We start from the raw sequence: 13,809 nt of genomic DNA on the forward strand, positions 1-13,809 counted from the left end.
TTTATTATTTACAAACTACATTTTTAGATTCTATGTTTTCTTTAGAATCAAGTTTCGCAAACTCTAGCAGTTCATTTGCAAACGATTCAAATTCTTTTAGTGCCTTGCTATCTTTTTGCTGGATTTCATTTATGCCTAGCCCTTGTTTTACCACGTTTTGATAAGCAATTCTTTCATATATCACGCTATCCATAAGAAACATAGAATCTTTTTTCTTAGATTCTATAAATTCTTTTAAATCACTGATATTTTTCTTTAATGTAGGATTTGTATTTGCCTTTGAAATGACAAATAAAACCTTAGAATCTACATTAAAGATTCTAGCTTGTGTATGCAATTCTATCATTTTATTTAATACCGCTATATCGTATTGAGATGGGATTATAGGGATTATTGATAGATTTGCCACGCTCATTGCTCCACGCATTTCAGCAGAATCTCGTCCGCCTGTATCAATTATGATTAAATCATAATTATCTTTTAGCTTATTGACTTGACTTGCCACGCTATTGCCAAGCAAAGAAACGCTGGTAAAATTTAGCTCGATATTCTCTTGCATTCTAGATTCTATAAACGCCCTTACGCTTCCTTGTGGGTCGGCATCGACTAATAAAACATTGTCGCCTTTGGTTGCAAAATAGTTTGCTAAATTCACAGCTATTGTCGTTTTTCCGCTTCCGCCTTTTTCATTTGTTATTGCTAGTATCATTTGTTATCCTTTAGTATTTGGTAAAATTCTCGCCCTTTTTCATATTCCATTGTAGAGTCAAAATATCCTACATAATCACTTAGCAAATTTTGTATTTCCACTTTTACATAAGCGTTTGCTAAAGTGCAATCAAACATAGGGCGTGATTTTATTAAGCCTTTGAGTTTAGAATCTTTATCCATAAACTCGCCCTTTAAATTAGCCATAATTTCTAGCTTTATAGAATCTAGCAAATTACTTACTCGCTCTTTAAAGTCTCTTTGTGTCATCGTAGCTCCTTTAGTGTCTTTGCTATTTCTTGCATTTGCTTAAAATAGCTCTCTTGCCATTCTTTAAACTCTTTTTCTTTGTTTTTATTCATTATTCTAAGCAATTTCCTTGCGTGTTTTTGCCCACGTATTAAGGCTTCTTTTTGTTGCTCTAAACACATTTCATTATCCTTTCTATTTCATTTTCGTAAGAATCACTAAACCTTTCTTTAATTGTTATTAAACCTAAATTGTCTATTTCAGTATAATATATTAGAGAAACTATACATTCCTTGTTTAGAATTTTGCCGCTTTCATTAAATAGATTTATAAAAAAATCTACATAAGAATCTATTTGAAATTCTCTAAAATCCATATAATCGTATCTATCGTTTATGATAGATTTCACATAAAAAAACACGTCATCTCTGTCCCAAAGAACGTCGAATCGTTTCGTATCTAGTAATAAATTTTCCATTGTCTATCCTTTTAGTTGATTTATTTTTGTCATCATATTCCCTATGATTTCAAAAAAATTACCGCTTCTGGCATAAACAAAATAATCTAAATCTAGTTTATTGCCATTTTCTTTTATTTCGTCTTGCGTTGCCTTGATATATTCATTATCATTTAGCAGTTTTTCGCTCTCTTTATCGATATAATCATTATATGCTTTTTTAAGCATTTCACAATATGTATCGATACTCTCTAGTCCGCTTTTTTTCGCAAACACAAAGGCTTCCTTTAAAGTCTCTCTAGTCTTTTCCACGCTTTCTAGCTTATCATTTGAAATTTCAATTTTCATTTTATATCCTTTCTTGTGGGATTGCCATTGTAGTTATGTTGATAAAATCATAACTTAAAGTTAGATTTGTTTCATAATTAGAATCAAAATCTAAACTAGATTCTATTTTTTCTTCATAACTTTCGGCGTCTGTGCGTGTTTCAAACGCTTTTACAATTACAATACTAAACGCATGGTTATTGTGATTAATCACCATTTCAATACACATAAGGCAGGTTTTATTCCATCCATTCACGTAAGTGTATTCCATTGTTTCCACATCCGCTGATTTTAATCTCAAAACTTTGTTTGAATATGTTTCATTTAATCTTATTGTTAGCATTTTTACTCCTTTATGCAATTTTACCCAGCAGAATTGCTAAGTTTATGTTAGATTCAGCCTTTTTTCTCGCTTCTTTTATGGATAAATTTTCATTTTCCATAATCTTTTGCATTTCCTTTCTAAACTCAAGATTCCTTTTGTCTAGCGTTTTTTGCCTTAAATATGCACGTTTATGTGCCTTAAAACTCGCCCTTTTTTCTTTCCTTTTTTCACTATCCACGCATTTTGTTTGCAAACTTTTACGCAGTTTTGCGATTGCTTTTTTCTTTAGAATCTTGCGTTTTATCTTTGGCGTTTTAGATTCTATATCTTTAGATTCTAAGTTAGTATTTATAGAATCTAAACTCGCAGTTTCCACGCTTTCCGCAGTTTCCACATTTTCATTAAATGGATTGTATGTTACATTTTCCATTTCATTAATGCAGTTTATAGCATTTTGCAAAAAATCTATTTCGTGCGGCGATATGTTAGATTCTAAGTATTCTAAATCTACTTGATAGAATCTTAAGTTTAAGAATTTAAATTCCACATCATTATCGTATTTATAAAGTAGTGAAAATTCCTTAAAACCCGCTATCACACTATCATTTGCAAACTTTAATTCACCCAAAAGCTTAAATGTGAATTTATTGTAATTTATCTCGTAGAATCTATTTTTGACTTTGTAGATAAAAGCCTTAAAAAAATCTACACTACTTAGCTTATTAAACACTTGGCTTAGATTTTTAAAATCTAAATCTTTTGTTAAATTTTTCATTTTTTATCCTTTTAAATATTTTTAAAGCGTTTTTAGCAGTTTTTAGAATTAAAAACCTTTTAAAACCCTTTTTTACACTTTAAAGATTCTAAAAACTTAGAATCTAACCTACATTGCCCAGCCCTTTAGATTCTTAGAATCTAATATGTTAATTGACATTCAACAATACTTGCCCCCCCTTGTTTAAACAAACACAGATAACCATTTTCCGCATCTTTGTTATAATGCAATTCTAGTGGCTCGTTTTCACTAATACCTTTTAGCTTATCACTTGCTAGAATTATTGTAAAGCTATCTTTATCTTTGAAAATAGATTCTATATTGTTATGAATTTCATTTGTGTTATATTCATAACTAAATAGATTTTGACTAAATTTTATTCTTTCGCCGCCATTGTTTAATTTAGCTAAACCAGCATTTAAGAATACTTTGTCGCCTTGCCTTTCGCACATTATAAAACGTGTATCTTTAAACATTTTTAGCTTTGCAAAAGTAGAATCTAGCTTAAAGATTAAATTAGATTCTTTAAAGTTTTTTAGCACTTCTTTATATTGTGGATATGCTTCATTATGAATCTTAATAATGCCCACGTTCCCATTTTGCAAACACTTAACCTTTGCTTCTTCACACACATTTACAATTTCGTATTTATCGGTGTTAGAATTGTAAATTTCCATTTCCTTTGGAGTTAGAAAATCAATTTCAAACTCTAGCACATCGCACTTTTTTAGCTTTGATAGTGGGGAGACTAACTTTTTTAAAGTATTAAAGTGTAAGTTTAAGCCATCGCTATCAATTTCTACATTTTCACAATTTATACTTAAAAGACTTTTTGAATCAGTTATCAAAATGTGATTATTTGTGATTCTAATCGCATTTAAAGCCTTTTGATATTCATTATCTTTTAAGCTAAATTCAAACGCTTTTTTTGGTATATTTATTCTCATTTTTTATCCTTTTTAATAGTTTTTATACCTTTTTAGTAGTTTATAGAATTTAAAACCTATAAAAACCTTTTAAAATCATTAATAGATTCTAAAAACACAAAAAAACTACATTTTACCTACTTGCCCTTTTATCTTTAGATTCTAAGTGAAATCTTTATCTTTAGAATCTTAATGCTTTTTTAAAACTTTTAGCTTGAATCTAAAAATTTCATTTTATCCCCCCCGCTTATTGAAATTTGCTAGAATCTATTAAGCTAGAATCTAAATTTATAGCGGTATTCAATTCAAGCATAATTCGCCCTGCTGGTGTGCTTTCGTTGTAATTTATTTCAAAAAATCTAGTATTTTTGTAAATCACAAAAATTCTTTCAAACTTTGTTTGCTGGTCGATTATCCAACGTAAGCCTTGAGATGATTCTGTGCTTCCATCATCGTTTAAAATTTCACTATCAAAAATAGCTAACATAAAATCTCTGCTTACTTCCCTTACATATTCAAACTTAGGAGTTATTTCCACTATTTCAATATTTCCCATTTTTGCTCCTTTATGCAATTTCTGCGGATTCTAATTTTTCGTAAAATTTGTTATATTCGTTGCTATTGTCGATAAAAGTTTCAAATATAACCTCGCCTTGTTTTAGTAAGATTTCTATAAAATCTAAGCATTGATAATTCGCAAAATACGAGAAAATATACTTAGGCGGATTCAACTCATCGTTATGAAAAAAGTAACCTTTAAACGCAAATAAGGGGGCGTTTGTTAGTCCATATCCATAATTTATAGTCTGCATATTTTCGCCATATAAATATAAATCGCTATTATCCAAGCAAAATTCAATCGGCACGTCTTGCATGTAAAAATAATCTCTTATATAATGAAAGCGGTCGCTAAATTCCACTTCATTAGTGATTTCACATTCACTAAAAAGCTCTTTTAGCTCTTTTGTGAGTTTGATTACTAAGCCTTTTTTAGAATCAAATTTTAAAAATGTGTTTATCCATTGCCCTACGTCTTGCCTTAATTCTTTGCAAATTTCTTTGGTTAAAATATCCATTTTTACGCTCCTTTTGTATTGTCGTCTGTGTCGTCTAAGTCGTTTTCTGCCTTAAATCTTTTAAGCAATTCCACGTGTTTTTTATCGTTTTGTGCTTCCCAGCTATCAAACAAAAGGTAGCCGATTCCACGCAAAAAATCACACGCCAAAAGCCTTAAAACTTCGTCTTTTTGCCACTGCTCCCCGCATATTAAGTCGGTTATGTCTAGCTTATGCTCTTTATTTATCCATTCATTAAAGGCATCGGAGTCTAGTTCGGCTCTTTGCTCTTTGTAGAATTTCAAAACGCTTTTTTTATGCTTTTTTGCAAAACGTGTAAATATACATTCCCAATCAAAAATTCCGCCGCCTTGTTCTCCCAGCCCTGCATTCCATGTTTCATATAAATTTATTAATTCATAAGAATTATTTAAGATTCTGTCCCTTTCGTAAGGGTCTATATTTTCGTTATTTTTAACCTTAAATTTATCTATTGAATCTAATTTAAAGTTATAACGCTTTAAAATCTCGTTATAAGCCAACGTGCCTTTAAAATCTTTAAAAGTTACCATTTACGCCCCTTTGTGCATGTTTTAATAAAATATAAATCTCTATTTTTCATTAATTCACACGCTCTTTTTACAAATATGTCTATATTTTCCTTTAATTCCTTTGAATCTCTCGGCGTTTTAGCAAATTCGATTACTTGCGGTGCATCGCCTTGCATGTCTAACGTTAAGCCTTCGCTGTAAGGGTGGCTATAAACATAAAATAACCTTCTTGGGTCGTTTCTAAATAATTCATAAGCGGATAACACTTTAAAATCTAAAAAAGAATTTTTAGTGTTTCTTACATATTCATTATTTAAAATGTAGTTTATACATTTTAATAAATTACACTTTGTTGCCTTAATTTCTTGCTCTACGTCTTCATAATACCAGCCCATGTTACGCTCCTTTTTCGTTTTCATTTTGATTTAAAAGTTTTTCAATTTCTTTTAAATCGTGCCTTAACATTAGCCTTACGTCTTTCATTCTCTCTTTGCTAGTCCATATTTTTAAGCTCCCATCCCTTAGTTTTGGTATGATTTCTTTATATTCAAAATCTAGTTGCTCTTTTATAGATTCCCTTAAATCTTTAAGCGTTTGTATAATTTCTCGCTCTCGCTTTTCTTGTCCTTGACTCGTGCTAAATCCTAAGCTGTCTGCGGCGTCTTTTATCAATTCCACTAAATAGCCTTTATAATCTAGCACGTCTATGCTTACCTCTTCATAATCATAACCGAGTCCATTGTATCCATTAAGGGGGTTGTTTTGATAAATTTCCCAACTTCCTATTGACAACGTTTCCTTTATGCTAAAAAAATTAAAACTCATGCTATATCCTTTCTTTTATAAATCTGCATTGCTTAGATAATTTATTTTATTATCTAAGGCTATAAATAAATCTATAATTTCATTAGCCATGAAACTCATTAAACTATAAGCGTTTATTTTTAAGTCGCTAAAAAATTTATAGAATGGAGTTGTATATTTACTATCCATATTCTCGGCTATTCCATGCTTTTTTGCTTTCCTTTTGACATGGTTTATTTCGCTCTCGCTTTTTCTAATCAATAGATTTTTTAAAGCTTTGTAGGTCTTTACTTTTTCTACGCTTTTAATACCATGATAATTTGCTAATCTAATCAACGTGTCTCTTGCCTCTTTGCTTATTTCACAATTCAAAAAATAATCATTACTTAACATTTTTTATCCTTTCTTACAAATATTTAATATAAACGCTTTCATTGTAAATGTCGTTTAGTTTCTCTTGCACGTCCTTTAGCTCTGCGGTTAGCTCGTTTAGCTCGGCTTCTTGCTCTGCGGTTAGCTCTTCCCCGAACGTCTCGTTTTCAATGTCGTTTATTTGAGATTGTAAAGTCTCTTGTTGCTTTATTAATTCCCTTGCTCTGCTCTCGTTTGGTATGTTTAAATATATTAACTCGCCCTTTTCGTAAGCTTCCATCGCTTCTTGCAAATTTTCATAACCGCTATAATTCGCTAAATAACCATGACATCCATTTATTAAGGCGTTGTCTATTATTCCGCTCGGTGTGTCGTCTGCATCGACTCCGCATTCTGCTAACAATTCAAGGGCGTATTCTTCCATGTCGCATGTCGCAAATTCCCAGCCACGTTCCCTTACTAAGTCTAGCCTGTCTTGTAAAGCCGCCTTTACAAATTCCCCATAAATTACATTGTCTCTCATGTTTTATCCTTTTAAAATCTCGTTTAAAAATAAGTCTAGCTCTATATCTAAAGGCTCTTTGATTTTTCGTAACTCTATAAACTTAGGCTGTGTTACTTTTTGTAACATTTTCGCACATTCTTTTAAAAACTTTTTGATAAGCTCGTTTATTTCAAATATTTTTATTTGAAAAGGGCTTTTCATTAAACTTTCGATTTCTAAGTCTGTCATCATGTTTTATCCTTTCTAAAATGGTGTTGTCTTGCTTTTATATGTGCGTGTTTTATGCTCGTGCTTTTAGGTTGTGCGTTTAGCACATTTTTAAGAAAATGCTAAAAACACTTAAAAATTAAGATTCCTTAGCATATTTCACAAAACACATAAAAACAAAAAATAAAATTAAAAAGTTGGTAAAAAGCCTTGATTCGTTGTAAAAAAGTAGCTATAATGTAGTTTCTTATGTTACATTAATCTACAATTTTTTACGAGTCAAGGTTTCTTAGATTCTATAAAAATTTAGATTAAATCTTTTGAATCTTTGTTAAATCTGCTTAAAAAAATCAAATTGACAAATGCAAATCTAAACAAATCAAATAATTTTTAATTGCCTTAAAAATATCACTTTGACAAATGGCTTTTAAAAATCATAAAATTTCAAAAAAACTTAAAACTAAAAAGTTATAAAATCTTTAACCTTTCAATTTATGTTATAATTATACAATTTTTTAAAGTCAAATAAGTCAAGTAAAATAGCGTATTTTTCGATATTTTTTCGCTTTTTTTTCAAAAAAATTTGTGTTTTTTTATGTTACTTTTTGCTAATAAAAGTTACATATTTCATAACATTTCTGCCCTTGCTAAAAACGCATAAAATTCTAAATTTCATAACTTTACACTTTTAAAAAAGCCCTTGTGTATATTCACATTTTAAGGCTGTTTTTAGCCCTTTAAAGCTTCGCCCTTGCTTGTGTATGAATCTAGTCTAGTTTATGCTTATAAACTATCTTATTATGTGTTTAAACACTATGTGTGTGTGCGAGTGGGGCGGGTGGGCTTTTTGCTCGATTTTGCTTCAGCGGAAATATCCACACTTTGCTTAATTCCGCTTAAATCGAGCGTAGCGAGATTTAAGCAGGACAATTAAGCAAAAGCGAACGAAGTGAGCGTGTGTGGATATAATTCCGCTGAATAGAAGCAAAAAGACAGCGAAGTGTGTGGCGGAAAGTCTCTAAAATGACTACAAGGAAGCGGACAGAAAGAACAAACAAACTAATAATTCCGCTTCCTTGTAGGCATTTTAGAAGCCACACACGAAGCCACGCCACACGCACACACGCAGTGTCCTACATCTATCTAAACTAATATTTCAAAGTATTCATAAACTCATAGTAAAAACAAATAAACTAGATTCTAAAAAATACAAAAAACTATCATTTTAAGCCTTTTTGGCTATTTTTAATACTTTTTTATAGTTTTTAGTAGTTTTTAGAATTTAAAACCTATTAAAACCCTAAAAAACCTTAAAAAATCACTTATAACATTTCAAAACGACTTAGAATCTTTAATAATCTTTATAAACTCTAAAAAATCCTAAAAAACAATAAAATTATCTTATTTAATCCTTTTTTCGCACACACACGCCCGAAGCGGCGTAAGCGAAGTGAAACGAAGCTAGGGCGTGGCTCGGGGCGAGCGGGCGTGTGTGTGCGAATATAAAAAAACAATAAAAACAAACAAACTAATCTAAAAAAACATATAAACTAAAATAAACTAAACTAGATTCTATAAAAACAAACGCAAAATAAGCCTTTTAAAAGGCTTTTATATTAGAATCTATAAATATCAAAAACTATAAAAAAGTGCGTAGAAATGCCCTTAAAATGTTTAAAATTGATAGAATCTAATTAAAGATTCTATATAATTTGATAATTTATTAAAACAACATTTTGTAGGTATAAAAAAGGATTTAAAATGAAAGAAACTTATCTAATTAATGGAATGCTTTATAGCGTATTTGTGCTATTTGCTATCACAATTTATATTATTCCAACTCTTTTGCTTTCTATGTAAATTTATAATAAACAACTAATTATATGTAACAAAACAACTTACTATCTATCATAGTTGTTTTAATAGGTCTTTTTCTAGGCACTAAAGGCTTTATTCCTAATGCAAAATTCTTATTTTTCTTGCATATAGGCTTTTTTCTTTGTTTTCTTGCGTATTTTATAAAAAAGTCTATTGATTGTATTAAATCTTTGCTTGTAGGCTTTTTAAGGAATATGTATTCAATCTTTTTATCATTTAAAAAATTTCCTTTATAGTTTTGCTTTAAACTTAAGCATTTTAACGCTTTTTTCATACTAAATCTCCTTAAAATCAACTCAAATACACTCGCTTAAATGTATAATATAAATTTATAGAATCTAAAATAAACTAAGAACTTTTTGTTTAATACCAAGCTTAGATTCTATCACATCTTTAAAATGTGGATAGATTTCGTATCCTACATAGTTTCTATTTAATTCTTTTGCGACTTTTAGTGTCGTGCCACTACCACAAAAGCAATCTAACACATTATCTCCCACAAAAGAAAACATTTTTATTAATCGATATGGAATCTCACTAGGCATTATAGCTGGATGTTTTCCATGAGCTATATCAAATCGTGTTGGCACGTTTATTTCCCACACTTTTTTAGTAAATTCTAGCCATTCTTTTTGCGTTAGCTTTGAGATTTCTTTAGTTTTAGAATCTATATTTCTTGGCTTACCATCTTTTACATAAATTGCTATAAATTCACTTGTATTTTGCGAGTAAAAGTTGCTAGGATAAGGATAACTACCAAACACTAAGCTTTTAGAGCTATTTGTTTTATTCCATACATATAAATCTAGCAAATATAAGCCTTTGATATTAGTTAAAATGCTATGTTGAATATCTGCGTTTAAATCAAATAAATGTCGGTTATAATGCGTTTTAAATTGAGCCTTTTTTATAGGAAGCAAAGGCACATTTATACACAATTTTCCATTTGGAGTTAAGATTCTATAACACTCTTTCCACACATTTAATAGCTTTTCAATAAAGATTGAATAATCCTTAATCGAGCCGACATCATTTACATTTCTAAATCCACCCATTGAATAATCTTTTATGCAAAAATAAGGCGGACTTGTAATAATCAAATGAATGCTAGAATCTTGCATTTCACACATATTTTCACTACTTTTAAAATATACATTATTTAGATTATTCATTTTCTAGCCTTTGTGAGTTTATAGAATCTAGCGACTTTATAGCCTTTATAGAATCTAAATATTTCATATTTTCTATAATTTCATTCCACTTATTAGATTCTAAAAAATGTAAAGATTCTAATTTCTCAAATACAACTTGTTTATTAAAGACTTTCCACGCATAATAGCCACTTTTAAAGCTTATTCTATTCTTAGAATCTGCATTGATAAATTCCATTCTTTTATCAAATATAAGCAATTCTAAATCAATATCTTTGAATAAGTGATATGGTGTAGAATCATTTAAATAAGTTAGTGGCAAAAGCAAACAAAAAGGCTTTTTAAAGCTTAAAACTCGACTTATAAACTCTTTTTTATTAGAAAAAGGCGGATTTGTAATCAAAATATCCCACTCTTTTGGCTCGAAATGATAGAAATCCTGCCCTAAATTAATATGTGAATGAATAACTTTATAGCCATTAAGCCTAAAGATTCTAACAAAATAGCTAGATTCTAAGTCGCAAGGACACCAAATAACTTTATCCTTTGGAATGTATTTTAAAAGTGGAAAAATGGCTTCTGGCTTTGTATATCTTTCATCACTATTTTCATAAGAATTTTGATTAGCCATAAAATTAAATTTACTCATCTTTTATCCTTTATAGAATCTAAGTTTAAATCTTTTAAGGCAGATTCATATTCCTTAATGCAATGCTTTCTATCATCATAAACATACATACATCTTTCAAATATCTTTACAAGATTTTTGTCTTTAGAATCTTGTATTATCCCAAAATAAATACTTGTAGGTATTGATAAAAGAAATGCTACAAATGCAATTATTACGACATAAAATGCTATTGTATCAGCGTGTTGTATTAGCTTTTTCATTAAACATCCTTTATGTTTTTATAATTAGATTCATAACTAAAGGCAGTGTTAGCGTGATTAAAATCAATGCAAAAAATAAGTTAGTAAAATCAAATTTCATAGTGGTATCGCCTTTAATTCATTTAAAAAGCTATCAAAACTACAAAGTTTGAAACTTATCTTATTGTCGGTTGTATAAAGCACTAAGCCATTAAATAAATCCATAAAAGCTAATGCTCCTAATGTTTTAGCCCCGATAGATTCTATATTTTCAATTAAAAAATATCTACTAGGGCGATTTAGCATTTTGTGTATAGAATCTAAGTCTATATTAGAATCTAAGTCTTTGTGAATGTGTAAGTTAAGATTTTTCATTTTTGCTCCTTTTATATAAAATCATCTAAACTGAAAGTAATCCCATTTTCTTGTATTTCTTTAGATTTCTTATAACTTTCAATCAATTCTTGCAAATTATCAAAAGCTATAATCTTTAAATGCGTAGATTCTATCTTTGATAAATCTAGGTTATCTTTTAAAAGATAAAATTCCATTACTTTATTCCCATATTTTAAGTTTATAACGCACTTAATAGGGAATATATTTTCAATAGGATTACACAATTCTTTTTCAATTAATGTGATATTATCCACATTGATAAATGTCGTTACATTGCGTATTTTGATTTCTAAATATTTCATTTTTTTCTCCTTTTATGAATTAGTGGATTAGAATCTAGCATTGTGATAGAATCTATTTTAGATTCTATATTTTGTAGTTTTTTACTTGCTAGATTCAAAGATTTTTGTTTCTCTTTTAGTGTATAAAACACTTGCACTTCGCCATTTTCGTTTAGATAATCATTAAAAAATGTAAAGCTTTCACTTGAATTAAGTTTAATAATGTATTTATTAATATTAGATTCTAAGGCTACTTCCTTTATATATGCGATATTTTGCAAAGGTATTTTCACATTAGAATCTTTTAAAATTTCATTATTTTCAATTCGCATAAAAACTAAATTTATAGATTCCATGTTTAGCCCTTTTTTGGTTTTTTATATCTAACAAAATCCCTTAAATCTTTTTTCTCTTTTTCCCTATCTTCAGCCTTAGATAAGTTTCTTTTTTCAGTCCTTGAAATTACTTTTTCAAAGTAATATTTCATAAGAAACAAAAATAGTTTATCATGGTCTAAATCTATGTGAAATTCATTTGTTGCTTCACACATATAATAGAAAGCATCGCCAAATTTATTGATATTGTTGTAAAGCAAAATTATATTATTCATGCAAATTTCTTTATTTTCTTTTATTGTATCCACAACAGAATTTAGGCGTTTGAAATACTCTTCATAAGTTTCAAAGTAGTCTTCATAGGTGCAGTCTATCATTTTGCATAAAGCTTTTAATAGAGTTTCATTATTACACTCTTGCTTGTCTCTACTAATTATAAACCTATTTTTCTCTCCTGTTTGTTCGTTTATGAACTCTCCGCTATCAAAGTAAATAACTTTTTCTTTTGCCATTTTAAACTCCTATTTTCATCTTATTTCTTTCTTTTACATTCTAGTTTATAGAATCTATTCACATTCACACACTTTTAGCCATTAAAAAGGTATAGGCTCTTGGTTTTGTTGCATTTGTTGCATTGCCTGATTTAGCTGTTGCATTTGAGCCTGTAATTGTTGCATTGTCATATTTTGCGTATTGCTTGGCGGTTGCTCTATATTTTGCTCTCTTACATTAGCTTTATTAAAGTCTAAAAGTTGCAAAGATTCCACAATTACGCTATGTTTGCTTCGTGTCATGCCTGAAACTTTATCAATCCATTGCGAGAATAAAAGGCGACCTTCAATTAGAATCCTTGAGCCTTTCAATCCACGCTCACTCATTATTTGAGCCGCCCTGCCAAATACGCTTAAATCCACATAGCAAGTCTCTTGCCCTTTTTCGCCATTTTTTTGCTTAAAAAATCTATTTGTAGCAAGTGAATTAGTCGCTAAGGAATTTTTAAAACTTTAATGCTAAAATTACGCTTTTAAATTGTGATATTTTTAGAATCTAAAAAGGGCAGAATAGAATGTATAGCGAAAAGATTAGCGAATTAGAAGTGATAAATAATGTCGCGGCTGATTATTTTGATATAAAAGACTTAAATTGCAATAAAATGCTAGGAAATATCGATTTTTGCGTTAGTTACACTATTCAAAGCCTTTATCATAATATTAATTTTTTATGGGCGGAAGCTAAAAAGGGAAATGATAAAGATATTATAGAATCTTTAATTCAGTTGATTTTAACAATAGGAAAAGAGAAGACTTACAGCGATGAGCTGCCCCCTGCGTTTTTGGGCGCGTTTGATTGCGAAAAAATTGCATTTATTGAATATCACGAGATACAGCACATATTTAGCCAAAATGATTTTAATTGGAATGTAGCGCCAAGCAACCACGAAAGTAAAGAGTTTAAGCAACTTTATAGCGAACTACAAAGCCTTTTAGATTCTAAAAAAATGCTTTTCTTTTATGATAAAGATAACGTTCAATTAAAGCAATTTATAGAATCTAATTTTGTAATTACAAATAAAAACCTTAAAAAGATTCAAATTGATAAGAATAATTTTATTGCGATTTTTAGGCGATGGCTAGAAG

General features: G+C 29.5%; 24 protein-coding genes and 2 pseudogenes. 1 reads left to right on the forward strand and 25 read right to left on the reverse strand.

Annotated features, from left to right (window positions below):
* Positions 1-4: 4 nt before the first annotated feature.
* The 25 genes and pseudogenes from LS64_RS11555 to ssb all read right to left on the reverse strand — a co-directional run.
* Positions 5-709, reverse strand: a complete 705-nt coding sequence (locus tag LS64_RS11555) for an AAA family ATPase (protein ID WP_034569350.1) — start codon at positions 707-709, stop codon at positions 5-7.
* Positions 706-978 (reverse strand): hypothetical protein, encoded by a 273-nt coding sequence (locus tag LS64_RS11560; protein WP_034569352.1) that lies wholly within the window; start codon positions 976-978, stop codon positions 706-708. Before LS64_RS11560 ends, LS64_RS11555 begins: the two co-directional genes overlap by 4 nt.
* Entirely contained in the window at positions 975-1,139 is a 165-nt protein-coding gene (locus LS64_RS12635; RefSeq protein ID WP_160659360.1) for a hypothetical protein, read from the reverse strand. The genes LS64_RS11560 and LS64_RS12635 overlap by 4 nt, the downstream gene beginning before the upstream one ends.
* Positions 1,140-1,438: 299 nt before the next feature.
* Entirely contained in the window at positions 1,439-1,762 is a 324-nt protein-coding gene (locus LS64_RS11565; protein WP_118949398.1) for a hypothetical protein, read from the reverse strand.
* A 1-nt stretch (position 1,763) separates the two neighbouring features.
* The gene (locus LS64_RS11570; protein ID WP_034569911.1) at positions 1,764-2,084 is read right to left on the reverse strand and encodes a hypothetical protein; all 321 of its coding nucleotides are present in this window, start codon (positions 2,082-2,084) and stop codon (positions 1,764-1,766) included.
* A gap of 10 nt (positions 2,085-2,094) precedes the next feature.
* Positions 2,095-2,841 (reverse strand): hypothetical protein, encoded by a 747-nt coding sequence (locus tag LS64_RS11575; RefSeq protein ID WP_034569914.1) that lies wholly within the window; start codon positions 2,839-2,841, stop codon positions 2,095-2,097.
* Between the two features lie 140 nt (positions 2,842-2,981).
* Positions 2,982-3,788 carry a hypothetical protein gene (locus tag LS64_RS11580; RefSeq protein WP_118949397.1) on the reverse strand — a complete coding sequence of 269 codons (807 nt, stop codon included), beginning with the start codon at positions 3,786-3,788 and terminating at the stop codon, positions 2,982-2,984.
* A gap of 226 nt (positions 3,789-4,014) precedes the next feature.
* Positions 4,015-4,323: a hypothetical protein gene (locus tag LS64_RS11585; protein ID WP_034569920.1), complete on the reverse strand. Its 309-nt coding sequence runs from the start codon at positions 4,321-4,323 to the stop codon at positions 4,015-4,017.
* Between the two features lie 10 nt (positions 4,324-4,333).
* Positions 4,334-4,843, reverse strand: a complete 510-nt coding sequence (locus LS64_RS11590) for a hypothetical protein (RefSeq protein ID WP_052062322.1) — start codon at positions 4,841-4,843, stop codon at positions 4,334-4,336.
* Between the two features lie 2 nt (positions 4,844-4,845).
* Positions 4,846-5,394: a hypothetical protein gene (locus LS64_RS11595; RefSeq protein WP_034569923.1), complete on the reverse strand. Its 549-nt coding sequence runs from the start codon at positions 5,392-5,394 to the stop codon at positions 4,846-4,848.
* On the reverse strand, positions 5,388-5,768 hold the full coding sequence (locus LS64_RS11600; protein ID WP_034569926.1) for a hypothetical protein: 381 nt from the start codon (positions 5,766-5,768) through the stop codon (positions 5,388-5,390). The genes LS64_RS11595 and LS64_RS11600 overlap by 7 nt, the downstream gene beginning before the upstream one ends.
* A gap of 1 nt (position 5,769) precedes the next feature.
* Entirely contained in the window at positions 5,770-6,198 is a 429-nt protein-coding gene (locus tag LS64_RS11605) for a hypothetical protein (protein WP_034569928.1), read from the reverse strand.
* A 15-nt stretch (positions 6,199-6,213) separates the two neighbouring features.
* Positions 6,214-6,570: a hypothetical protein gene (locus tag LS64_RS11610; protein ID WP_034569931.1), complete on the reverse strand. Its 357-nt coding sequence runs from the start codon at positions 6,568-6,570 to the stop codon at positions 6,214-6,216.
* Between the two features lie 13 nt (positions 6,571-6,583).
* A complete protein-coding gene (locus LS64_RS11615; RefSeq protein ID WP_034569934.1) occupies positions 6,584-7,072 on the reverse strand; it encodes a hypothetical protein in 489 nt (162 codons plus the stop codon).
* A 3-nt stretch (positions 7,073-7,075) separates the two neighbouring features.
* Complete coding sequence (locus tag LS64_RS11620) at positions 7,076-7,285, reverse strand: hypothetical protein (RefSeq protein ID WP_034569939.1); 210 nt, start codon at positions 7,283-7,285, stop codon at positions 7,076-7,078.
* A gap of 893 nt (positions 7,286-8,178) precedes the next feature.
* Complete coding sequence (locus LS64_RS12640) at positions 8,179-8,319, reverse strand: hypothetical protein (RefSeq protein ID WP_160659361.1); 141 nt, start codon at positions 8,317-8,319, stop codon at positions 8,179-8,181.
* A gap of 821 nt (positions 8,320-9,140) precedes the next feature.
* Complete coding sequence (locus tag LS64_RS11625; RefSeq protein ID WP_034569901.1) at positions 9,141-9,413, reverse strand: hypothetical protein; 273 nt, start codon at positions 9,411-9,413, stop codon at positions 9,141-9,143.
* Between the two features lie 64 nt (positions 9,414-9,477).
* Positions 9,478-10,269 carry a DNA-methyltransferase gene (locus LS64_RS11630; protein ID WP_052062321.1) on the reverse strand — a complete coding sequence of 264 codons (792 nt, stop codon included), beginning with the start codon at positions 10,267-10,269 and terminating at the stop codon, positions 9,478-9,480.
* A gap of 34 nt (positions 10,270-10,303) precedes the next feature.
* Complete coding sequence (locus tag LS64_RS11635) at positions 10,304-10,939, reverse strand: hypothetical protein (protein ID WP_052062320.1); 636 nt, start codon at positions 10,937-10,939, stop codon at positions 10,304-10,306.
* Positions 10,936-11,181, reverse strand: coding sequence for a hypothetical protein (locus LS64_RS11640; protein ID WP_034569897.1), 246 nt, complete (start codon positions 11,179-11,181; stop codon positions 10,936-10,938). The genes LS64_RS11635 and LS64_RS11640 overlap by 4 nt, the downstream gene beginning before the upstream one ends.
* 96 nt (positions 11,182-11,277) lie before the next feature.
* Positions 11,278-11,535 carry a hypothetical protein gene (locus LS64_RS11645; protein ID WP_034569896.1) on the reverse strand — a complete coding sequence of 86 codons (258 nt, stop codon included), beginning with the start codon at positions 11,533-11,535 and terminating at the stop codon, positions 11,278-11,280.
* A gap of 11 nt (positions 11,536-11,546) precedes the next feature.
* The gene (locus tag LS64_RS11650; RefSeq protein ID WP_034569895.1) at positions 11,547-11,858 is read right to left on the reverse strand and encodes a hypothetical protein; all 312 of its coding nucleotides are present in this window, start codon (positions 11,856-11,858) and stop codon (positions 11,547-11,549) included.
* Entirely contained in the window at positions 11,855-12,193 is a 339-nt protein-coding gene (locus LS64_RS11655; protein ID WP_034569893.1) for a hypothetical protein, read from the reverse strand. The genes LS64_RS11650 and LS64_RS11655 overlap by 4 nt, the downstream gene beginning before the upstream one ends.
* A gap of 2 nt (positions 12,194-12,195) precedes the next feature.
* The gene (locus LS64_RS11660; protein WP_034569890.1) at positions 12,196-12,684 is read right to left on the reverse strand and encodes a hypothetical protein; all 489 of its coding nucleotides are present in this window, start codon (positions 12,682-12,684) and stop codon (positions 12,196-12,198) included.
* Between the two features lie 81 nt (positions 12,685-12,765).
* Positions 12,766-13,158: pseudogene (gene ssb / locus LS64_RS11665) on the reverse strand (single-stranded DNA-binding protein); the annotation flags it as partial.
* 80 nt (positions 13,159-13,238) lie between these two features.
* On the opposite strand from ssb, the pseudogene LS64_RS11670 reads away from it, so the two are divergent.
* A pseudogene (locus LS64_RS11670) lies at positions 13,239-13,809 on the forward strand (hypothetical protein); the annotation flags it as partial.

It is taken from the genome of Helicobacter saguini (assembly GCF_000762875.2).
Taxonomy (GTDB): Bacteria; Campylobacterota; Campylobacteria; order Campylobacterales; family Helicobacteraceae; genus Helicobacter_A; species Helicobacter_A saguini.